Source organism: Aquirufa echingensis, assembly GCF_042714525.1.
In the GTDB taxonomy this organism is placed as follows: Bacteria; Bacteroidota; Bacteroidia; order Cytophagales; family Spirosomataceae; genus Aquirufa; species Aquirufa echingensis.
On sequence record NZ_JBBKYA010000004.1, the window covers coordinates 297,287 to 318,227 of the forward strand.

General features: G+C 43.4%; 20 protein-coding genes. 10 read left to right on the plus strand and 10 right to left on the minus strand.

Annotation, left to right across the window (positions count from 1 at the left end; all coding sequences use genetic code 11):
- Nucleotides 1-34: 34 nt before the first annotated feature.
- On the plus strand, nt 35-1,297 hold the full coding sequence (locus tag SKC38_RS09265; RefSeq protein WP_377976857.1) for a pepsin/retropepsin-like aspartic protease family protein: 1,263 nt from the start codon (nt 35-37) through the stop codon (nt 1,295-1,297).
- On the opposite strand, the gene SKC38_RS09270 is transcribed toward SKC38_RS09265, so the two are convergent.
- Nucleotides 1,289-2,401 carry an endonuclease/exonuclease/phosphatase family protein gene (locus tag SKC38_RS09270; protein WP_377976858.1) on the minus strand — a complete coding sequence of 371 codons (1,113 nt, stop codon included), beginning with the start codon at nt 2,399-2,401 and terminating at the stop codon, nt 1,289-1,291. The genes SKC38_RS09265 and SKC38_RS09270 overlap by 9 nt on opposite strands.
- A 137-nt stretch (nt 2,402-2,538) precedes the next feature.
- Between SKC38_RS09270 and rpmB the strand changes: the two genes are divergently transcribed.
- The gene (rpmB, locus tag SKC38_RS09275) at nt 2,539-2,778 is read left to right on the plus strand and encodes a 50S ribosomal protein L28 (protein ID WP_316070688.1); all 240 of its coding nucleotides are present in this window, start codon (nt 2,539-2,541) and stop codon (nt 2,776-2,778) included.
- 63 nt (nt 2,779-2,841) lie between these two features.
- The gene (locus tag SKC38_RS09280; RefSeq protein WP_377976859.1) at nt 2,842-3,915 is read left to right on the plus strand and encodes a ThiF family adenylyltransferase; all 1,074 of its coding nucleotides are present in this window, start codon (nt 2,842-2,844) and stop codon (nt 3,913-3,915) included.
- Here SKC38_RS09280 and rimO read toward each other — a convergent pair.
- The gene (gene rimO / locus SKC38_RS09285; protein WP_377976860.1) at nt 3,912-5,234 is read right to left on the minus strand and encodes a 30S ribosomal protein S12 methylthiotransferase RimO; all 1,323 of its coding nucleotides are present in this window, start codon (nt 5,232-5,234) and stop codon (nt 3,912-3,914) included. The two genes, SKC38_RS09280 and rimO, sit on opposite strands and share 4 nt — an antisense overlap.
- A 124-nt stretch (nt 5,235-5,358) precedes the next feature.
- Between rimO and SKC38_RS09290 the strand changes: the two genes are divergently transcribed.
- Nucleotides 5,359-6,066 carry a 3-keto-disaccharide hydrolase gene (locus SKC38_RS09290; RefSeq protein WP_377976861.1) on the plus strand — a complete coding sequence of 236 codons (708 nt, stop codon included), beginning with the start codon at nt 5,359-5,361 and terminating at the stop codon, nt 6,064-6,066.
- 23 nt (nt 6,067-6,089) lie between these two features.
- Here the strand turns inward: SKC38_RS09290 and SKC38_RS09295 are convergent, their stop codons facing one another.
- From SKC38_RS09295 to SKC38_RS09305, 3 genes are read right to left on the minus strand one after another with little or no spacing between them, the layout of a single operon-like run.
- Nucleotides 6,090-7,079: an SMP-30/gluconolactonase/LRE family protein gene (locus SKC38_RS09295; protein WP_377976862.1), complete on the minus strand. Its 990-nt coding sequence runs from the start codon at nt 7,077-7,079 to the stop codon at nt 6,090-6,092.
- 33 nt (nt 7,080-7,112) lie between these two features.
- Entirely contained in the window at nt 7,113-8,825 is a 1,713-nt protein-coding gene (locus tag SKC38_RS09300) for a GMC oxidoreductase (RefSeq protein WP_377976863.1), read from the minus strand.
- On the minus strand, nt 8,822-9,385 hold the full coding sequence (locus SKC38_RS09305) for a gluconate 2-dehydrogenase subunit 3 family protein (protein ID WP_377976864.1): 564 nt from the start codon (nt 9,383-9,385) through the stop codon (nt 8,822-8,824). The genes SKC38_RS09300 and SKC38_RS09305 overlap by 4 nt, the downstream gene beginning before the upstream one ends.
- A gap of 131 nt (nt 9,386-9,516) precedes the next feature.
- On the opposite strand from SKC38_RS09305, the gene prmC reads away from it, so the two are divergent.
- Nucleotides 9,517-10,365, plus strand: coding sequence for a peptide chain release factor N(5)-glutamine methyltransferase (prmC, locus tag SKC38_RS09310; protein ID WP_377976865.1), 849 nt, complete (start codon nt 9,517-9,519; stop codon nt 10,363-10,365).
- Here the strand turns inward: prmC and SKC38_RS09315 are convergent.
- The gene (locus SKC38_RS09315) at nt 10,340-12,400 is read right to left on the minus strand and encodes a S9 family peptidase (RefSeq protein WP_377976866.1); all 2,061 of its coding nucleotides are present in this window, start codon (nt 12,398-12,400) and stop codon (nt 10,340-10,342) included. The genes prmC and SKC38_RS09315 overlap by 26 nt on opposite strands.
- A 136-nt stretch (nt 12,401-12,536) precedes the next feature.
- On the opposite strand from SKC38_RS09315, the gene SKC38_RS09320 reads away from it, so the two are divergent.
- The 5 genes from SKC38_RS09320 (at nt 12,537) to SKC38_RS09340 (ending at nt 16,239) form a co-directional block, all read left to right on the plus strand.
- Nucleotides 12,537-13,130: a LemA family protein gene (locus SKC38_RS09320; RefSeq protein WP_377976867.1), complete on the plus strand. Its 594-nt coding sequence runs from the start codon at nt 12,537-12,539 to the stop codon at nt 13,128-13,130.
- 1 nt (nt 13,131) lies between these two features.
- On the plus strand, nt 13,132-13,557 hold the full coding sequence (locus SKC38_RS09325; RefSeq protein ID WP_377976868.1) for a TPM domain-containing protein: 426 nt from the start codon (nt 13,132-13,134) through the stop codon (nt 13,555-13,557).
- Nucleotide 13,558: 1 nt separating this feature from the next.
- Entirely contained in the window at nt 13,559-14,293 is a 735-nt protein-coding gene (locus tag SKC38_RS09330; protein ID WP_377976869.1) for a TPM domain-containing protein, read from the plus strand.
- Between the two features lie 33 nt (nt 14,294-14,326).
- Nucleotides 14,327-14,905, plus strand: coding sequence for a D-sedoheptulose 7-phosphate isomerase (gene lpcA, locus SKC38_RS09335; RefSeq protein ID WP_377976870.1), 579 nt, complete (start codon nt 14,327-14,329; stop codon nt 14,903-14,905).
- 95 nt (nt 14,906-15,000) lie between these two features.
- Nucleotides 15,001-16,239, plus strand: coding sequence for a DEAD/DEAH box helicase (locus SKC38_RS09340; protein ID WP_377976871.1), 1,239 nt, complete (start codon nt 15,001-15,003; stop codon nt 16,237-16,239).
- Nucleotides 16,240-16,278: 39 nt separating this feature from the next.
- On the opposite strand, the gene ftsA is transcribed toward SKC38_RS09340, so the two are convergent.
- From ftsA to murG, 4 genes are read right to left on the minus strand one after another with little or no spacing between them, the layout of a single operon-like run.
- The gene (gene ftsA, locus SKC38_RS09345) at nt 16,279-17,607 is read right to left on the minus strand and encodes a cell division protein FtsA (protein ID WP_377976872.1); all 1,329 of its coding nucleotides are present in this window, start codon (nt 17,605-17,607) and stop codon (nt 16,279-16,281) included.
- Nucleotides 17,608-17,661: 54 nt separating this feature from the next.
- Nucleotides 17,662-18,450: a cell division protein FtsQ/DivIB gene (locus tag SKC38_RS09350; protein WP_377976873.1), complete on the minus strand. Its 789-nt coding sequence runs from the start codon at nt 18,448-18,450 to the stop codon at nt 17,662-17,664.
- Nucleotides 18,451-18,461: 11 nt separating this feature from the next.
- Nucleotides 18,462-19,841: a UDP-N-acetylmuramate--L-alanine ligase gene (gene murC / locus SKC38_RS09355; RefSeq protein ID WP_377976874.1), complete on the minus strand. Its 1,380-nt coding sequence runs from the start codon at nt 19,839-19,841 to the stop codon at nt 18,462-18,464.
- Complete coding sequence (gene murG / locus SKC38_RS09360) at nt 19,832-20,932, minus strand: undecaprenyldiphospho-muramoylpentapeptide beta-N-acetylglucosaminyltransferase (protein ID WP_377977027.1); 1,101 nt, start codon at nt 20,930-20,932, stop codon at nt 19,832-19,834. The genes murC and murG overlap by 10 nt, the downstream gene beginning before the upstream one ends.
- Between the last annotated feature and the right edge of the window lie 9 nt (nt 20,933-20,941).

The following is a 20,941-nucleotide window of genomic DNA, read 5'->3' on the forward strand; positions in this document are numbered from 1 at the left end:
ATTTTTTCGTTTTACCTGAGTAGATTGTGTCATCATGCGAACAAGCCTTATTTCTTGCTTTTTTGCCTTGCTGTTGTTTTCCTCGAAAGGAAACCAGTTCAAGCTCGATTCCTTACAGGAATATGGGCTCGGTTTCCATTGGTCCACAAAGCAAAAACGGGTTGAAATTCCTTTTGAACTTCATGCGAACCTTGTTGTCATCCCGATTAAATTAAATGCCTCGGATACCCTGCGTTTTTTGGTTGACACAGGCCTTGGGACCACCTTGTTGACCGATAGTCTTGCCTTCCGCAACCTCGGACTAAAATCCATTCGAAAGATTGACCTGTTGGGTTTGGGCGAAGAAAAGCCCATCGAGGCTCAGGTGCTCATCGATGTAAAGCTTCAGGTAGGTCATGCATCCGCATCTCATCAAAATCTGATTTATGTCTCCAGCGATCAACTGAATTTGTCGGATTATGTGGGAACAAAAATTCAAGGCGTTTTGGGCTATGAATTATTTGCCAATGCGGTCGTGACCATTGATTATGCGCGCCAGCGACTTATTCTCAGAAGAGCTAAACAATATCGTTATTCCAAACGAAAAGGAGCTCGTTTTCCTTTGGAAATGGTCGACAATAAGCCTTATATACGCGCGGCCCAAATTACCAGTGATCAACATAGTCCGTTGGCCAATCGATTATTATTGGATTCTGGGGCTGGGCATGTCCTGTTCTTAGATGGGAATGCCGTGGATTCGAGTATGTTTCATTTTTCAGCGAAGCGGGTTTATTTGGGGAAGGGGCTTAACGGAGCCATCTTAGGTAATTGGGGACGTGTGCCACAATTGATCTTGGGATCCTGGACTTGGAAGCAAGTCCCCGCGGCATTTACCTTTGCGCAATCAACGCAGCAAAAAATAAAGTCCGCTGATTTGCATGGGAGTTTGGGCGGAGAATTCTTGCGTCGCTTCATTATCACCTTTCATTATCTGGATCAATATGTGGTTTTGAAGCCGATCGCCCGACAATGGAAGAGGCAGTTTGATTTGGGGATGTCGGGATTGAGTTTTCGTGCGCAGGGTTCAACATATCAGCAATTTATTGTCGAAACCATTCAAGCGAACTCTCCGGCCGAGGAGGCTGGGATTCAGGTGGGCGATGAATTGTGGTTTATCAATGGAATGCGTGCGAGTGAATATCGATTGGGTGATATCTATCGGATGCTGCGTAAAAAGGAGGGTAAAAAGATGGAAATGGTTATAAAAAGAGGTCAAAATTTTCACATGATCTCTTTCACACTCCGTGCATTATTTTAGCTCATAATCGGCCGCAATAGGAAAGTGATCGGAATAGTTGATGTTGCGTAGCGTAACAAATTGTTTTACCGTAAAGTCTTTCGAATAAAATTGATTATCGATGCGTACCAAATAGGGGCTTCGATTCAAAGTAAATCCAAATCCACGGCCTGCCTCTTCGAATGAATTTTTCAATCGCTCGCGTAGGGTTCCATAGGCCCATCCATAGGGAGTTTCATTCAAGTCTCCCACGACAATCACGGGATACATGCTTTCCTGAATAAGCCGATTAATCTGCGACATTTCATCTTTGTGATGAATAAATCCTTTTCGTAACGAATTCATGATGCCACGGCCTTCTTTCTTCGCATCTTCATAATCTTGATCGCGTATTTTTCCTGTTACGCGTCCTACGCGGATTCCCATCGACCACAATTGCACATTGATGATGCGAAACGTATCTTCTTTGGCTACAATATCTGCATACAAATAGCCATTGGCCGAATTCCCAAATTGCTTGCCTGATTGATGAATGATGGGATATTTCGAGAAAATCGCCAAACCCATTTTTTCTTTGGCCTCAAAAAAATCTTCCTTCAAAGGGGTAAAAGCATAATTCGGATACGATTCCTTCATCATATTGATGCTGCGATAAGCCTTGCGATCCGCATGCGAATAAAACTCCTGAAAACATTTCACGTCCGCTTGGTAGTCCAGCATGAAACTTTTTAAAGCCTTTACCTTCTCCTCGTTTCCGCTGTAATTATTGGAATACATCCCATACACATTATAACTCAAGACGCGAAGATCTTTTTTGGCAGTGGGATTTGGTGTATTCCAAACGATACTACGGGGAATAAATCCATATCCGAGAGCAAGGACAACGAGGGGTAATAGTGCTCTTTTGGCCCGACGAAACATCCAATAAATCAAGGAAATAAAACAGAGCACTTGGGCATAAGGCAAGGTCATCATGATGAAGCCTGCAAGCCAGTGGTCAATGACTAGGGAATAGCTTAATAAATAGGTCAGTAGCGTATAAAGGCACAAAGGCAAGGTTCCTAACCAAATCAAGGAAGAGATGATTTTCTTGCTAACGGATTCGTCGGTTTTTCGCTTTGCCATGACTCAAAGATACACAATCCAAGGCATTTTATAAATTTTGTAAAGACCTTTGGGATATTTCAAAATATTTCCTACTTTTGCAATCCCTTTGAGGGAAACCATTTTAGAATCGCATTCAATTTTAAAAACAACATATTATGGCAAAGGTTTGTCAATTAACTGGAAAGAGAACTCGTGTAGGTAACAACGTGTCACACGCGAACAATAAGACAAAACGTAAGTTTTATCCGAACTTGCAGACAAAGAAATTTTTCTTAGAGTCTGAAGGTGTTTGGGTTCGCATGAAAGTATCTGCGAAAGCAATCCGTACGATCAACAAAAACGGTTTCGAGAAAACATTAATCGCATCTGCTCGTAAGGGTACATTGTCGATCTAATTATATCAAGATTTTTACCGAAATTAGCCTCCTTGAAACCAAGGAGGCTTTTTTTATTTGCCCATGTTAAGCTCAACTGAATTTACCCGATATCAAAAGCAATTGGCCATTCCTGAATGGACGCTCGAAATGCAAGAATGCCTTTCGCGGGCTCATGTACTTATTGTTGGCGCCGGTGGCTTGGGCGTTAGCGTCATTCCTTACCTAGCGGCTGCGGGGGTAGGGCATTTGACACTCATCGATCATGATGTGGTGGATTTGAGCAATTTAGGCCGACAAACCATTTACCGCAATGATCAAGTAGGTCAGTCGAAAGTTCTGATGGCCAAAGATTATGTGGAGGCATTGAATCCGCACGTGCAGGTTGATGCGATGTCGGAGAAATTTTCGATGGCGAATTACCACCTTGTTCAATCGGCTGATTTAGTGGTTGATTGTACTGATAACTTTGACACGAGATACTTGATCAATGATGCCTGTGTCAAATTTGGTAAGGCCTTTGTTTATGCGGCAATTCATACTTGGGAAGGCCAATTGGCCGTTTGCAATGCCCATGGAACAGGACCTACTTACCGTTGTTTATTTCCAGATGAACCGTCGGCGGGGGAAATACCCACTTGTGATGAAGCGGGTGTGTTAGGTTTCTTGCCAGGCATGATGGGATTGATGCAGGCCAAAGAAGCAATATTTTATTTATCAGGAATGTCTTCTCCTGCCCAAAATCATTTGTTGCGCTGGGATGTGCGATCTATGCGCATGCATCAGTTTCGGATGGATCGTTCGGCGGATGCGGAGGAACGAATATTTCCTGTGAAAGAATGGGTTCCTGTAGAGATGGAGCCTGTTGATGCCGCAGATTCCATCAATAAGGGCAATATTCAGTTTGTGCTCGATGTGCGAGAGCCTTTCGAATGGGAGGAGGCGCAAATTGCAGGATCCATCTGCATGTCGATGAACCAGTTACAATTGGATTTAATCCCGAAGGATGTGCCGGGATTGGTCGTTTGTCACCACGGCATGCGCTCGATGTTTGTCATTAAGCACCTACATAGTCTGGGTTTTGAAAACCTAATCAATTTAGCGGGGGGCATCGATGCCTGGTCGCGCGAAGTGGATGATTCGATTCCTCGTTATTAAGAAACGATATCGCCGTATAAATCGAATTCCTCAGCCTTATTAATTTTCACTTGAACAAAATCTCCCTGACGGGCAAATTGCTCAGCAGGAATTAAGACTTCATTATCCACCTCTGGGGAATCATGTTCCGTACGTCCCACAAAGAATCCGCTTTCCTTGCGATCCACCATAACCTTGAATGTTTGGCCAATTTTCGCTTGATTTAATTCTTCCGAAATACCTTGTTGGAGTGCCATAATCTCATCCGAACGCTCTTGCTTCACCTCTTCAGGAACATCGTCTTGCACTAAATAGGCATGCGTATTTTCCTCGTGTGAATAATTAAAGATCCCCAATCGGTCAAAACGCATACGTTCTACGAACGAATAGGTTTCTTCAAAATCGGCATCTGTTTCGCCCGGGTAACCCGAAATTAACGTCGTTCTCAAGGCTATGCCTGGTACTTTTTCGCGAATGTCGGTAATTAATTGTTCCGTTTTTTCACGGGTGATTCCGCGGCGCATGTGCTTCAACATCGCATCAGATCCACTTTGAAGCGGCATGTCCAAATACTTGCAAATATTATCGCGCTCAGCCATAGTTTGCAAAATTTCCATTGGGAAACCTGCAGGATAAGCGTATTGCAAACGGATCCATTCGATGCCTTGAACATCAGATAGGCGCTCTAAAAGTTCTTTAAGTTGTCGGCCTGATTTCCCTTCCCCCTTCAAATCCAAACCGTAAAAGGTTAAATCTTGGGCGATTAAAATCAATTCTTTGGTTCCTTTCTTCGCTAATGAGCTAGCCTCTTTGACTAATTCCTCCATCGGACGTGAAACGTGTCCGCCACGCATCAAAGGAATCGCACAGAAACTGCATGGTCGGTCGCAACCTTCCGCAATCTTTAAATAGGCATAATGTGCTGGCGTTGTCAATAATCGCTCACCTACAAGTTCATGCTTGTAGTCGGCCTTCAGTGCTTTTAGCAAGCGAGGTAATTCATTGGTTCCAAAGAACGAATCGACCATTGGAATTTCTTTCTCTAAATCGTCTTTGTAGCGGTGCGAAAGGCAACCTGTTACATATAATTTATCAATCTTACCTGCCTCTTTGGCATCTGCATAACGCAAAATGGTATCGATGGATTCTTGTTTGGCATTGTCAATAAACCCGCATGTGTTTACCACAACAATGTTTGCCGTGTCTTTTTTTGCCTCATGCTTTACTTCCAAACCGTTACCTTTTAATTGGGTAAAAAGGACTTCGGAGTCCACTAGGTTTTTGGAACAACCGAGTGTAACGATGTTAATGGATGGCTTGGGGCTTACTTTGGTTTTCATGCGTATGTTGAATAAGCGTGCAATTTACAAATTAATTTGCAGCTTCAGGCGGAATTTCATGCGGGCGGGATACAAGTATTGAATTCTTTTTTTAGTATTGTAATTCTTAAACTTATTTATCCACATGAAAAAATTGATATTGATTTGCGCTTGCATGGCATTAGGTTTGATGGCATTTGGACAAGGACTAAACTCACTTTCCAAGCAAGAAAAGAAAGACGGGTTTAAATTGTTGTTTGATGGAAAATCGTTTGCCGGTTGGCATACCTACGGAAAACCCGGAAAAGTAGGGGCATCCTGGACAATCGAAAATGGCATCATTGGTTTTGATTTAGCCAAAAAAGACGGAGGCGATTTAATCACCGACGCGGAATATGTGAATTATGATTTTTCAGTTGATTGGAAAATCTCTCCAAACGGTAACAGTGGTATCATTTTCAATGTCACGGAAGATCCCGTAAAATATCACAGTACCTATAACACAGGACCTGAAATGCAAGTGCTTGACGATGCGGGCCATCCAGATGGCAAAATCAATAAGCATAATTCAGGGGACTTGTATGATTTAATCAAATCGTCTGTGAATGTAACGAAGCCTGTAGGCGAATGGAACACGGCACGGATTGTTAATAACCGTGGATTGTTGCAATTGTATTTAAACGGATCGAAAGTCGTGGAGACGCGTACAGATGATGCGAATTGGAAAGCAATGGTCGCTGGTTCCAAATTCAAAACGATGCCAGGTTTTGGTGTGAATATGCAAGGGCGCATTGCTTTGCAAGATCATGGAAATCCCGTTTGGTATCGAAATATTAAGATCAAGGAATTATAAAAGAAATAGGGGGCACGAGCCCCCTATTTTAGTTTAATGCGTAATAGATTCATGTCGGAGGTGATGAATAAGTATTTTCCATCGTTTCCTCCAAAGGCCACATTCGAATTTCGATTTCCTGTGGCGATTCTACCTAATAGTTTTCCTTCGGCGTTGATGATGAGAACTCCTCCAGGTCCCGTTGTCCATACATTCCCTTTCGCATCCACTTTCATGCCGTCATACCCTCCACGGATGCCTTGCTTAGCTAATTCGGCCGCATCGAAAAAGACACGTCCTTCTCCCAAGTTACCTTGCTTGTCTACCGGATAGGCATTGATGTAGGTAGGAGGTTCCGAGGTGCCCACATACAAGATACTTTCATCTGGATTGAAGGCGAGGCCATTCGGCCGACCCAAATCCTTGATTTGTAGGCTTAACTCTCCCTTCGTGTTGATGCGGTATACCCCTTGAAAATCGAGTTCTTTTGCGGGTTCTGGTTTACCCCGACCGGGTAATCCGTAGGGTGGATCTGTGAAATAATAATCGCCTGATTTTTTCTGAACCAAATCGTTTGGACTATTAAATTGCTTTCCTTCGTACGTATGTGCCAAGGTTTTTTTCTGATCCGGATGATGCAAGGGCATTTCCGCAATCCGACGATCCCCATGTTCACAGGAAACGAGGTTCCCTTTTGTATTAATGATCAAGCCATTCGCGCCAGGTTCTTCGGAATAAACGCCTGTGCCGGTGTAGCCAGATGGTTTGAGGAATACTTCGAGTCCTTTGGACTCCGACCACTTATGTATGGTGTTTTCAGGCACATCGGTGAAAAGCAAATAGCCTTCTTTTTTCACCCAAACCGGGCCTTCCGACCAAGTAAATCCCTGGGCTACAATTTCGATTTTGGTTGTTGTATCCAGCAAAGCATCCAAGCCTGCATCATAGCGATGGATTTTGCCGATGGTCTGGTACTGTGCCATGGCGCTGACCGACAAACTCATGAGGCCAATTATTTCAAGTATTTTTTTCATAGCTCAAAAAAAATGGGCCGAAGCCCATTTTCATTACAGGTGTTTCTTTTTACTTTCTTTCACGGCAAAGTCGGCCGCTCGAGCCGTCAAGGCCATATAGGTCAACGATGGGTTCACGCAAGAGGTTGAGGTCATACAAGCTCCATCTGTCACGAATACGTTCTTCACGCCATGCAACTGGTTGTTGCCATTTAACACGGATGTTTTTGGATCGCGTCCCATGCGAGCGGTTCCCATTTCGTGGATCGCCATACCTGGGTAAGAGCCATTGTCGAATGCGCGAACATTTTTCAGGCCAGCACTTTCCAACATCTCTTTGGCATCTTCCATCATGTCTTTCCGCATTTTCATTTCATTTTCTTTGAATTCTGCGTCAAACACAACGACTGGAATACCCCACTTATCTTTTGTAGTAGGATCCAAATACATTTTATTTTCGTGGTAAGGTAATGTTTCACCAAAACCACCCAAGTTCATTGTCCATGGGCCTGGTTTTGTCATCGCATCTTTGTAATCCGCGCCGAAGCTCATGTCATTCACGCCGCGATTCCAGCTTTGACGCGAGCCACTTCCTTGGTAGCCAAATCCACGTAAATAATCACGTTTGTCATTACCAATGTTCCGGTAACGTGGGATGTAAATTCCATTCGCCCGACGGCCAATGTAGTATTTATCTTCACCGCCTTCCCAAGTACCAGCAGCACCCACGCGGAAGTGGTGATCCATCAAGTTATGTCCTAATTCACCTGAATCATTTCCTAATCCATTTTGGAAACGGGATGATTTCGAGTTCAATAATAAGGCTGTCGTAGCTACGGTAGAACCGCAAACAAAGATGATTTTTGCAAAGTATTCGCGCACATCTTTGGTCACTGTATCGATAACACGGACACCCGTTGCTTTTTGTTTGGCATTATCAAACAAGATTTCCGAAACAACAGAATCTGGACGCAAGGTCAATAATCCTGTTTTTGCAGCTGGGGGTAAGGTACAAGATTGCGTACTGAAATATGCGCCATAAGGACATCCTAAGCGGCATTTATTACGGTATTGGCATGCAGAGCGACCAATTTTCAATTGCGCTTCTTTAGCTTCGGATAAGTTGGCCACCCGACCAATCGTCATGTTTCGGCCTGGGAAATTCTTTTCGATGCGTTGACGCACTTCTTTTTCCACGCAGTACATGTCCATCGGCTTCAAAAACTCAGAATCCGGTAATTGAGGTAATCCCAACGCCTCGCCAGAGATACCTACGTGTTTTTCTACGTAAGAATACCAAGGCGCGATGTCCTTGTAACGAATCGGCCAATCCACCGCGATACCATCTTTTAGATTTGCTTCAAAGTCGATGTCCGATAAACGATAGGTTTGTCGGCCCCACATAATGGATTTACCACCCACGATATCAGGACGGAACCAGTCGAAGCGTTTTACCTCTTTGTAAAGTGCGTCGGAGTCATTCATCCAATATTTTTCGGTCATCTCATTGTAGGGATAATCTCGGGAAAGTTTTGGGTGTGAAGCCTTTTGTTCGTTGGTCAATAAACCATTGTATTTAAAATCCCAAGGATCTTTGTAGCTTGGTTCGTAGGCTGTTACGTGGTCAAATTTCTTTCCTTTTTCAAGGACAAGGACACGAAGGCCTTTTTCAGTTAGTTCTTTGGCAGCATATCCACCCGAAACGCCAGATCCTACAACGATTGCGTCATAAGTCATGGATTTAATTGCGTCAATGTTCAGATTCATAGTGCCCAAGTTTTTTGTGATGGTGATAATGGCATACAGCCGTCAAATTTGCCCGGAATAGGCAAGTATTCTAATGCTTTTGTTGCTCCGATTTCCGAAGTGAAATAGCCTGTCGTCGTTAATTCTTTGATCATAAAGAAGAAGGTAGGCTGCCCTTTTTTGCTTTTTCGAGTCGCATCGGATTCCAACATACAAGTTGTTAAAGCTTCTTTTCGTTGCGTGCTAGAAGCCTCGATGAAACCTTTGCCAAAACGTGCTTGGCAATCGGAGTCCAATTTAGCTAGGCCTTCAGCAAATGCTTTTTGGCTGGCTTCTGGATAACAATCTTGAACGACACGCAGGATGAATTTTTCAACGCCTGCAGCTTTCGCGCCAGGAGTATCGGTTGTTGGGATAATGGTATCGGCAATTTCAGCAACTAAAGATTCTTGTGCGGCTGAGAATTGCACAAAAGTAGCATGGGATTTTTGGCCGTTGAGCCCAGCCATCGCAGGTGCGGAAATCATGCCGCCCATTAAAATGCTGAGTCGCTGTATGGCGTCCCGTCTGTTTATGTTCATAGGTAATAGGATTTTACGAGTCAAATATAGGATATTTTTTTACGTTGCCAAACAGCCTTGCTTTCCGTAGCTTTGCCAATCCTTTAAGGTTTGGCAAAGCTAAAGGCCCTAAGCATAACGAAAAAACACGTATGTCCCTTGTATCAGTAAACGCATTATCTCAACAAATTCAGCAAGCTATTGCCTCCAAATACCCTGCAAACGAAGCTAGGGCCATTTCCCATGCCTATCTGAACATGCGTTGTTCTATCAATACCTTGGATATTTTGCTGGATAAAGCCGTTGAAGAGCCTATTGGTTTTGCGGAAGATTTATCCCGACTCGCTGCCGGGGAACCCCTACAATACGTGACAGGGAAGGCTTATTTTTTCGACCGACTCTTTTCCTTGAATGCGGCGACACTCATTCCCCGACCGGAAACGGAGGAGCTGGTTAGACAGGTCTTGAATCTCATAGGAAATGAAAAAAAACGCGTGTTAGATATTGGAACGGGTTCCGGATGCATTGCCATTTCGTTGGCTTTAGAAGCCCCGCTTGCAGAAGTTAGCGCTTGGGATGTAGCTATAGAAGCGATTAACAAAGCGCAAGAAAATGCGGACCAATTAGGTGCAAAAGTAGACGTCAAGCATCAAGATGTTTTTGATTGGGTTAAGGATTCAAAAGTATGGGATATTATCGTCTCCAATCCGCCCTATGTGTTGGAGGCTGAAAAGGCCGACATGGAATCTCATGTCTTAGATCACGAACCGCATTTGGCCTTATTTGTGTCGGATGAAGATCCGCTTGTTTTCTATCGGGTGATTGGCGAGATGGCTCAGCAGCGGTTAATACCCGGAGGATTTCTTTGTTTTGAAATCAACCGGGCATTTGGTGCAGAAAATGTTGCCCTTGCTGAATCACAAGGTTTTAAAAATATTCAATTGCTCAAAGACTTTCATGGCAATGACCGCATGCTTATTGCGCAGAAATCAGCTCATTGATCCCTATTAAAAAAGCATAATCCTTCGCAATATCTTTGAAGCGTTTGTAACGACCGGAGGCGCCACCGTGTCCTGCCGACATGTCGCAATCCAGTAACAAGATATGATTGTCGGTCTTTGTTTTTCGCAATTTGGCCACCCATTTGGCAGGTTCCCAATATTGTACTTGAGAATCATGTAAGCCCGTCGTTACGAACAGATGTGGATAATCCTGCGCCACCACATTGTCATAAGGTGAGTAAGATTTCATGTAGAGGTAATGTTCCTCCTTTTTTGGATTCCCCCATTCTTCCCATTCGCCCGTTGTCAACGGAATCGTTTCGTCTAACATCGTCGTGACCACATCTACAAAAGGAACAGCCGCGATGACGCCAGCAAATAGGCTAGGAGCCATGTTGATAATTCCACCCATAAGCATGCCACCTGCGGAACCACCTTGGGCAAATAAGCGATGCGCTTCTACTTTTCCTGTATTGACCAAATAATTGCCACAATCGATGAAATCCGTGAACGTATTCATTTTTCGCATCATTTTTCCATCCTCATACCAGTGTCTCCCCATTTCTTGCCCGCCGCGAATGTGCGCAATGGCAAAGGCAAAACCCCGATTCAATAGCGATAAACGACTCGATGAAAAATAAGGATCCATGCTATATCCATAAGAACCGTAGGCATAGAGTAATAAGGGGCCTTTTTGGTAGCCTTTTTTGTAAACCAATGAAATAGGTACTTTCATTCCATCGCGGGCGGTAGCCCATAATCGCTCGGAATGATATTCGTTTTTTTCAAAACCGCCTAGGACACGGTCCTCCTTTAATAAAGTCGATTTTTTTGTCGTTCCATCGTATTCCAAAACGGAATTTGGGCAGGTCAATGACGTATAATTGTAACGAAGGGTTTTAGCGCGGTAATCCACATTGATGCCGATATTGACCTGGAACACCTCCTCATCCATGCGGATGAATTCGTTCGATTCCCCTTGTATCCATTGTATTCGTGAAAGCCCATTAGTTTTAACTTCCAAAGCAATCCATTCTGTCGTCGCATCGAAATCCTCCAGAAAAACATCAGGGCGATGCGCTACTACAGTTTTCCATGCCGATTTGTCTGTAGGGCCATCAACATGACAAGCCATCAACTGAAAGTTGGTCGAATCCTGATGATTTGTTCGAATCAAAAAGCGATCTACTTGATGTTCAATGAAATATTCCAAACCACGTTCTCCCGGTTGAAAAACTTCGAAATTGCCCGTCGGGTTATTTGTTTTCAAAATCCGGTATTCCGAATAAATGCCTTGTTGGCTAGAAACCGAGAAAATATATTCCTTCGACTTGCTTCTACTCAAACCCATGTAGCATTCTTCGTTCTTTTCTTCATAGACCAAAACATCTTCGCTGCTCGGTGTGCCTAGTTTATGTCGGAATACTTTAGAGGCCAATAAAGTTTGTGGATCGCGAAGTAGATAGAAGAAGTACGTTGAATCTGCCGACCAGGCATAAGAACCACCTTCCGTATTTTCAATTTTGTCGGGAAGCAATTCGCCCGTCGCAAGGTTTTTAAAGTAAACGGTGTAATTCCGCCGACTCACCGTATCGGTTGCATAAGCAAGAATTTGTTCGTTATCGGATAATGCCAAACCACCTACGGCGAAATAGGCCTCTTCTTTTCCTAATTGGTTACCATGAAGGATAATTTCTTCAGGAGTATCCAAATAGCCTTTCCTCCGACAATAAATGGGGTACTCGCCGCCCGTTTCGTAGCGGTGGTAGAACCAATCCTTGCCATTGAAGTAGGGGACAGATTGTTCATCTGCCACCATGCGCCATTTCATCTCTTCAAACAATTCGTTTTGAAGCGCTTCTGTGGGTTTGAGTACGTTTTCGGTATAGCTATTTTCTTGATTTAGGTAATCGATGACTTCGGGGTCTTCGGGGTTATTTAGCCAAAAATAGGGATCTTGTCGGACGTCGCCATGTATTGTTAATGCTTTGGGAACTTGCTTTGCTTTTGGCGGATTGGGTAGATTTTGTAACATGGATACAAGTTAAAAATAAATTTATGGAGGAAAAAGGAACGTTTATCCTCGAAAATGCATTTTGATGTAAAAATTGGCAAGGCATATTGAATTATTTATACCTTTGCCGGACAACAAACCTTTAATTTTTTAAACGATGAACAAGAAAATTTGGATTGTATTAGGCGTAATTGCTTTAGTTATTTTTTGGGGTGTAGGTGCGCGTAACAGTATGGCGACAAGTGACCAAGAAGTGAAGGCTTCATGGGCGAATGTGCAAAGTGCTTATCAGCGTCGTGCGGATTTGATCCCTAATTTGGTAAAAACCGTTCAAGGGGTTGCGAACTTTGAGAAATCTACCTTGACAGCGGTTATTGAAGCCCGTGCTTCTGCGACACAAATGAAATTAGATGCAAAGGATTTAAGTCCTGAGAATATGCAAAAATACCAAGCGGCTCAATCTTCCTTAGGAGGCGCATTATCCCGTTTGATGGTGGTAGCTGAAAACTATCCGCAATTGAAAGCAACGGAGAATTTCTCTGAGCTTCAAGCGCAATTGGAAGGAACAGAAAATCGTATCAAAGAGGAGCGTGATCGTTTTAATGATTCGGTCAAAGGATATAATTCCTTAATCGTAACATTTCCGAACAGTTTAATCGCTTCGTTCTCTGGTTTTACAGAGAAAGGTTTCTTCCAAGCGGAGGCAGGTTCTGAGAAAGCACCTGAGGTAAATTTTGACGAGAAGAAATAAGATGCATTTAAGCGCGGCACACGAGGCGGAAATTATTCAAGCGATCCAGGAGGCAGAAAAAAAGACTTCTGGGGAAATTCGTTTACACGTGGAAAGTCATTGTGAAGGGCACCCAATCGAGCGATCGAAGGTGCTCTTTTTTCAATTAGGCATGCAAAAAACCGATTTGCAAAATGGGGTATTGGTTTATTTAGCCGTGAAGGATCGTAAATTTTCGATCATCGGGGACAAAGGAATTGATGCCAACGTTCCCCTTGAATTTTGGGAAACCATTCGCGATGAGATGCGCCCTTTATTAGCGAAGGAAGAATTCGGTGCCGGACTAGCCTTAGGCGTTCGTCGGATCGGAGAGGCCTTAGCAATTTATTTTCCGTACCAGCGGGAGGATGTGAATGAATTATCGGATGAGTTGTCGTATGGGGAATAGCTTGAAGTTAATTATTGGATTTTTATTGCTTTCCTCAACCCTTTGGGGGCAAGATATCCCTGCGAAGCCAAACGGATATTTGCTTGATCAAGCCGGCTTGTTGCAGGCGAATGAAGCCCAACAATTGGAGCAGAAATTACGCGGCTATGCAGATTCTACATCGACACAATTTGCGATTGTTTTAGTTCCTACCACGGGCGATACTGATCCATACGATTATGCCATGGCGATCGGTAAAAGCTGGGGGGTAGGCCAAAAAGACAAGAACAACGGTGTTGTGATTCTGGTATCCATGGACAATCGGAAAATTCGGATTGTCACGGGGCGTGGGATCGAAGATGTATTGCCAGATGCAATTTGCAAACGAATCATCAATCGAATTCTAAAACCGTATTTCAAACGTGGTGATTATTACAATGGTTTGGATGCGGCGACAACAGAAATGATGCAGCGGGCCAGTGGGCAATTCCAGTCGGATGGTTCCGACGAGCCTTCTGGGATACCTGTTTTTGTAATTGTGTTCCTTGTTATCGTTCTCATCAATATTATTCGTGCCATCAAAAATAAGGGTGGAGGATCTGGCCCGGGTTCCCGTGGAGGCGGTATGTTTTTCCCTCCGATATTCTTAGGAGGCGGTGGATATGACCGGGGTGGATCTTCGGGCGGTGGAGGCTTTGATTTCGGCGGTTTTGGAGGTGGTGATTTTGGTGGAGGCGGAGCCGGTGGGGATTTTTAAATTATGCGTATCTTTACGCAAAATTAAACGCAGTTGAAAGATATCATTCAAGCCAATCTTCAGGAAGCCCAACAGGTTTTAGATCAGTTTTTTAGCAATCCGGCTAAAATAGAATCCATCGAAAAAGCAGCAAATTGTTTAGTGGGTGCGCTCCAACAAGGCAAAAAGATTATTGCCTGTGGAAATGGTGGTAGCCATTGCGACGCGATGCATTTCGCGGAAGAATTATCGGGACGTTACCGGGAAAACCGTCCAGCATTGGCTGCGATGGCGATATCAGACCCTTCGCACATTTCCTGTGTGAGTAATGATTTTGGCTATAATTATGTCTTTTCTCGGTTTATTGAAGGCTTAGGAAATGCGGGAGATGTCCTTTTTGGTATATCAACGAGTGGTAATTCAGCCAATATTATTGAAGCGGTGAAAGCTGCTCAGGCGAAAGGAATGGCGGTAGTTTTATTTACGGGCAAAGACGGAGGCCAATTAGCAGCATTCGACAATGTTTTCGAAGTGCGCGTTGATCATTTCGGATATGCCGACCGGATTCAAGAGATTCATATCAAGGTGATTCATATTTTGATTCAGTTGATAGAGAGGGAGATGGGGTATTAGGGAGTTAAGAAGTAAGAGTTAAGAGGTAAGAGTAAAGAGTAAGAAATCATGGACTAGCGACTAGTGACTAGCGACTATCTACAAACAAAAACATTTTGACATTCAGAGAACTAGGCTTAGCCGAAAAATTATTAGAGGGGATCGAATCCATGGGCTATAAGACGGCCACACCTGTCCAAGAACAGGTGATGAAGCCAATTTTAGCCGGACGCGATGTTCTAGCATCGGCTCAGACTGGTACGGGAAAAACGGCGGCATTTTTGTTGCCGATTATCCATAAACTATTGACGGAAGAACATTCCGAAAATCACATTAATGCATTGATCATTGTCCCTACACGTGAACTAGCTGTTCAAATTGCTGGGAACATGGAGGGTTTAGGCTATTTTACCAATGTGAGTTGCATGCCCGTATATGGCGGTGGTGATGGAAATTCCTTTACGACAGAAAAGACGGCTTTAACCTCTGGGGTTGAATTGGTCGTTTGTACACCAGGTCGCATGATTGCCCATTTGAATATGGGTTATGTCGACTTGAAGCATGTGAAGTATTTGGTCTTGGACGAGGCGGATCGCATGTTGGACATGGGTTTTCACGATGATTTGATGAAGATTACGGGATATTTACCCAAGGAGCGTCAAAACCTATTATTCTCTGCGACGATGCCACCTAAAATGCGTGACCTCGCTCGTAAATTAATGCAGGACCCTGTCGAAGTAACGATTGCGGTTTCTAAACCCCCTGAGGCCATCGTACAAGAGGCTTTTGTGGTGTATGAAAAGCAAAAAAGTGCGTTGGTTAAACATTTATTGAAGCGCCAAGATTATACCCGCGTCATTGTATTCTGTTCTCGGAAGCAGAATGTAAAATCCTTAACGTCTGATTTAAAGCGTGCTCGTTTCTCGGTAGAAGAAATTCATTCCGATTTGGAACAAGACGTACGCGAGCAAGTATTGCAAGATTTTCGAAATAAGAAAACGAAAATCTTGGTGGCTACCGATATTTTGAGTCGGGGAATTGACATCGATGAAATCGAATTAGTTATCAATTACGATGTGCCGAACGACGGGGAGGATTATATTCATCGTATAGGCCGTACGGCACGTGCTCAAACGAAAGGAACGGCATATACCTTGATTACGGAAGCGGAGCAGCGTAAATTTGCAGCTATCGAACGACTTTTGGAAAAGGAAGTAACGAAATCACCCGTTCCGGAGGAATTTGGCGAAACGCCTGCTTACAATCCAGGCGAGGCGAAGACATTCAAGCCAAGTGGTGGAGGTGGATTTAAAGGTAAGAAGAAGGTCTGGAAGAAAAGACCACCAAAAGTATAACAAAAAAGGCGCTATTCGTAGCGCCTTTTTTTATGTTGATTAGTAGCTTCCGCCATCATCTCCTTCGGTACCTACAAGGGAGTCAACTAAACGGCCAAAGATATCCTTGATGCTCGGAGGTTTAGGCTTCGTTTTGTCGGGCTGACTTGGCTGAGACGAAGGAATGTTAGGAACTTCCTCATTGCTTTCCTCTGCAGCATTGATTTGATCAAAATATACTTGCACCAATCCAATCGATGTGGCAAATGCTGGGTCTTTAATGTCGGTTGTAAGTCCAAAAGCAGCCGTTGCGTCGGGTAAACCAATACGCGTTTCTAAGCCTGTTACTTTTTGGAACAAATCATCAAGGTCTGGAAGCTGAGCTCCTCCACCACAAATCACAATTCCGCCACGTAGTAATTGCGCTTGTGTCGTTTTTTGAATTTCAGCCATCACGATCGCTGCCAATTCCTTCATGCGCTCCTCAATGATGATCGCAACGTTTTTTACTGAAATAGGCGTTGGTTTTCTCCCCGCAATACCCGGAATTAAAACCACTTCATTTAAGTCGATTAGACGATGTACTGCTGTTCCGAAGCGCGTTTTCAATGCTTCTGCATGTTCTGAGGTAACATCTAATCCGATGCGTAAATCTTCTGTAATGCGATCTCCACCCCAGTTTAACACCGTTGCATGTTTCAAACGTTTGTTTTGGTAGATGCTAATTTCTGTTGTACCACTGCCGATGTCTACTAAAACAACACCTTGTTGTTTCTCATCGGCATTTAATACGGAACTAGAACTAGCTAATGGGCTGAAATATAAATTTCCACCTTTGATATGATCTGATTCCGCTGATTTCAAGGTACGGCTAAACAGTTCAAATTTATCCAGTTGGGCAGTGATGACCATGAAATTGCCTTGAATCGTAGCGCCAATTTGGCCAATCGGTTCTAGGGTTTCTGGTAAATTCCCAACTTTAAATCCGATTGGAAGGGTATGTAAAACGCAGGGATTTTTCTCCGCGACGTTCTTTTTAGCTTCTTCGGTAATATCGACAATATCCTTAACCGTTACCGGATCGGATGCGTTTTTGCGCGTTTTCGAGATCGTGAAAGGAGTAACCTTGATGTGACTTCCTGAGAGATTCGAAGAAAAATAATATTCTTTGGACTTGCCAGGTAATGCTTGTGCAATTTGATTAATGGCATCAGCAATGGCCGTTGAGGTCTTATTGATGTTAACGATTTCTCCGTTTAAAATGTATCCGGAGGTATTTGAAGATCCAGTAGCGACAATTTCCAAAGTTCCATTTGCTGTTTGCTTTCCGGCTACAGCACGTACCGATGAACTACCAATATCTAGACCTATGATTAAATCGTTTCGCATATAAAATAAGAACTATAATTATGTTGAATTCTACTAAAATATAAAATTAGGCAATTAATCACAAATTACCTGATTCTTATATTTCAGGTGTACCCAATGGTAAGTATTCCAACCTTTATTAGGAATGATTTTCTTGTAAAACAAGGCTAATTTTTTGAATTTGGTCTCAATTTTAATGGGTAAACCAAAGTCTATATACGTTTGTCCCATGGCTGGAATCAATACGACACCACCATCTGCTGCAACGATCACTTGTGTAATTTGCGCGCGCCAGAAATCATCGTTATTGATGAATTCAAATAAGGGAATTAAGGTCTTGCCTCTTTCGTCCAACAATTCTTTGCGTTTGCCAGTAAAAAAAGGACCCGAAGCAATCAGCACGCGCGGCGTAAACAAGGAACTTGTTCCAATGAATTTACCCTCATGCGTGACATATTGATCCTTGTAATTCGACTCACCCGACGTAAAATGTAGAATACGTGCAATGGGGCGATATTCTTTGACAGAAACAATAATTTTCCCACTGAAATCGTGATGCGCCTCACAAGATTTAACGAGCGGAATTTTCTTCACGCGCTGTTCGATTTTATGTAAGGAAATTTCATCTAAGGGCTTGTCGACGAAATAATCAGTTCCCTGATTCGTGACCATGACGTTGATGTCCTGCTTGCTTAAAAGTGGGCGTTCATTCTCTGAGTCTAATTTAATAACGATTCCGGTACATTTGATTTCCCGGTAATGCATCTCGGCGAATATAATTGCGCCTATAGCCAAGCCAGCTAATATCACCAGGGTGATTAGCTTTTTGACACGCGCGAAATCAATTCGAATTTTCTGACTCATGGTAAAATATCCTACGAAGTTACGGCCATTTTTAAATCATTCAAAAGCAAGTCGATATCTCCGGCTCCCATTGTCACCAAAAGTTTAGGCTTGTCGAGTTTCATGCGCTCAATAAACGCTGATTTGCTAATTACTTGCTTGTTTTGGCTTGGAATTTTTTCCAATAATAAATTCGAATCAATGCCTGGAATCGGTAATTCTCTGGCCGGATATATGTCCAACAAATAGATTTCGTCTGCCAATCCTAGGCTTTCGCCAAAGTCGGCTAAAAAGTCACGGGTTCTCGAAAATAAGTGAGGTTGAAAAACGGCGACCAATTTTTCGTTGGGATACAAAGCCTTCACCGATTTCAAACAAGCCGTAATTTCCGTAGGATGGTGTGCATAGTCGTCGATCAGCACATGTTCAGGCGTTTCCACGTGGTACTCAAAGCGGCGTTTGACACCTTTAAAGCTCGCGATACCCGCTTTTACCTCATCAGGGGTAAGTCCGTGGTACATAGCCAAAGCTGCCGCAGCCAAGGCATTTTCAATGTTATGAAATCCAGGAATTCGCATCGGAATATCGCTGATGCTTCCGCCGGGATAAAGCATATCAAATACCATGCGGTGATTTTCAATGCGAATGTTTTGTGCTTGATAGTCACCTTGCTCGATTCCAAAAGTCTTAGAATCCGCAGGGCCTTTCAAATTTAGTCCCGCTTTTTGAATGAAAAAGCCTTCGGGTTTAATTTGGTCAACAAATAATTGGAATGATTCCAACACTTGTTCTGCCGCTCCATAAATATCCAAATGATCCGCATCGGTTGAAGTAACAACAGCTGCTTGTGGATACAAGGTTAAAAAGGAACGATCATATTCGTCAGCTTCTACGACAGAAACAATATTTTCTGGCCCGTGATTCGGGATGAAATTTGTCCCATAGTTTTGGGTAATCCCCCCTAAAAAGGCCGTGACATTTTTATTCGCATGAACCAATAAATGCGTCAAAAGAGAAGATGTAGTCGTTTTTCCATGCGTTCCTGCGACCGCGAGTGTTGGGATTTGTTCGGTCATCCATCCGAGAATCTGCGAACGTTTCCATAAGGTAATTCCTTGGCCCAACAAATAGTTTTTCTCGATGTGATCAGCAGGAATTGCAGGCGTGTATATGAATAAGCAAGCCGCTGGGTTTTCTAAACAAATGGAGGGAATCAAAGAAACATCATCACTGTAATGGATGTCCATTCCTTCCTCGACAAGCGTTTTTGTGAGTGGGCTTTCTGTTTTATCATAGCCAGCCACCGGAAATCCATTTTGCAGGAACCAACGCGCGAGCGCCGACATACCAATCCCGCCAATTCCTAAAAAGTACACTTGTTTCAGCTCAGCTAATTTGATATCTATGCGCATGTGGAATTCTTTAGAATGGTTTCTGCAATTTCTTGGGCTGCCTTGGGTTTTCCCATACCAAAACTATTTTCAGCTAGGGTAGCTAAAAGGTTTTTGTCTGCTAATGTTTTAAGCGCGGTAGGAACTAGGTTTTCCTTCGCTTGGGAATCCAGCACTAAAATGGCTGCATTTTCTTGCACGAGACTTTTCGCATTTTCCGTTTGGTGGTCTTCTGCCGCATTCGGGAATGGGACCAAAACACTCGGTTTTCCTGCCAAACAAATTTCAGAAACGGATAAAGCTCCCGCACGAGATACAACTAAGTCGGCCATGGCATACGCCAAATCCATTTCGTAAATAAATGCCGAGACATATGACGGTAAGGCTGGGAATTTCTCGCAGGCTGCTTTGGCCTCCGACTCAAAACTTACGCCTGTTTGCCAAACGATTTGCACATTTGCATTAGCCAATGCCTCTAATCCATGTAAAATCGCTTGATTGATGCTTCGCGCGCCTTGACTACCGCCTATAATCAAGATGGTAGGTTTGTCGGGGGATAAGCCAAATAACTTAGCCGCCGCCGCTTTCTTTCCAGATATATCGATTAAATCTTTCCGAACTGGATTACCCGAAAGGATTAATTTAGATGGGCTGAAAAATTTCTCCATGCCCGGATAGGCAACAAATATTTGCTTGGCTTTTGAGCTCAAGGCCTTATTGGTAATTCCCGCATAGGAATTTTGCTCTTGGATATAAAATGGAACTCCTTTGGTCCAAGCGGCTAATAACATTGGTCCAGAGGCATAACCGCCTACGCCAATAGCAACATCGGGTTTGAAATCGGCTAATATTTGGAATGCTTTAAAAAGGCTTTTGACCAATTTTACAGGAAATAATAGATTTTTCAGGAGATGTGCGCGGTTTATGCCGACGATCGGTAGGCCGATAATCTTGAAACCGGCTTTGGGAACTTTTTCCATTTCCATTTTGCCTTCGGCACCTACGAATAGGAATTCGATCTCTGGATCAATTTCTTTTAAAGCAGATGCAATGGCGATAGCCGGGTAGATGTGACCTCCTGTTCCTCCTCCTGAAATAATAACACGTTTGATACTCAAAGT

Coding starts and splice junctions, on each gene's coding strand:
- SKC38_RS09265 (WP_377976857.1), top strand. CDS start 35: ATGCGAACAAGCCTTATTTCTTGCTTTTTTGCCTTGCTGTTGTTTTCC.
- murC (WP_377976874.1), bottom strand. CDS start 19,841: ATGCGCATAGATATCAAATTAGCTGAGCTGAAACAAGTGTACTTTTTA.
- ftsA (WP_377976872.1), bottom strand. CDS start 17,607: ATGCGAAACGATTTAATCATAGGTCTAGATATTGGTAGTTCATCGGTA.
- SKC38_RS09350 (WP_377976873.1), bottom strand. CDS start 18,450: ATGAGTCAGAAAATTCGAATTGATTTCGCGCGTGTCAAAAAGCTAATC.
- SKC38_RS09320 (WP_377976867.1), top strand. CDS start 12,537: ATGAACAAGAAAATTTGGATTGTATTAGGCGTAATTGCTTTAGTTATT.
- SKC38_RS09295 (WP_377976862.1), bottom strand. CDS start 7,079: ATGAAAAAAATACTTGAAATAATTGGCCTCATGAGTTTGTCGGTCAGC.
- SKC38_RS09305 (WP_377976864.1), bottom strand. CDS start 9,385: ATGAACATAAACAGACGGGACGCCATACAGCGACTCAGCATTTTAATG.
- SKC38_RS09325 (WP_377976868.1), top strand. CDS start 13,132: ATGCATTTAAGCGCGGCACACGAGGCGGAAATTATTCAAGCGATCCAG.
- SKC38_RS09280 (WP_377976859.1), top strand. CDS start 2,842: ATGTTAAGCTCAACTGAATTTACCCGATATCAAAAGCAATTGGCCATT.
- SKC38_RS09315 (WP_377976866.1), bottom strand. CDS start 12,400: ATGTTACAAAATCTACCCAATCCGCCAAAAGCAAAGCAAGTTCCCAAA.
- SKC38_RS09270 (WP_377976858.1), bottom strand. CDS start 2,401: ATGGCAAAGCGAAAAACCGACGAATCCGTTAGCAAGAAAATCATCTCT.
- SKC38_RS09290 (WP_377976861.1), top strand. CDS start 5,359: ATGAAAAAATTGATATTGATTTGCGCTTGCATGGCATTAGGTTTGATG.
- SKC38_RS09300 (WP_377976863.1), bottom strand. CDS start 8,825: ATGAATCTGAACATTGACGCAATTAAATCCATGACTTATGACGCAATC.
- prmC (WP_377976865.1), top strand. CDS start 9,517: ATGTCCCTTGTATCAGTAAACGCATTATCTCAACAAATTCAGCAAGCT.
- rpmB (WP_316070688.1), top strand. CDS start 2,539: ATGGCAAAGGTTTGTCAATTAACTGGAAAGAGAACTCGTGTAGGTAAC.
- rimO (WP_377976860.1), bottom strand. CDS start 5,234: ATGAAAACCAAAGTAAGCCCCAAGCCATCCATTAACATCGTTACACTC.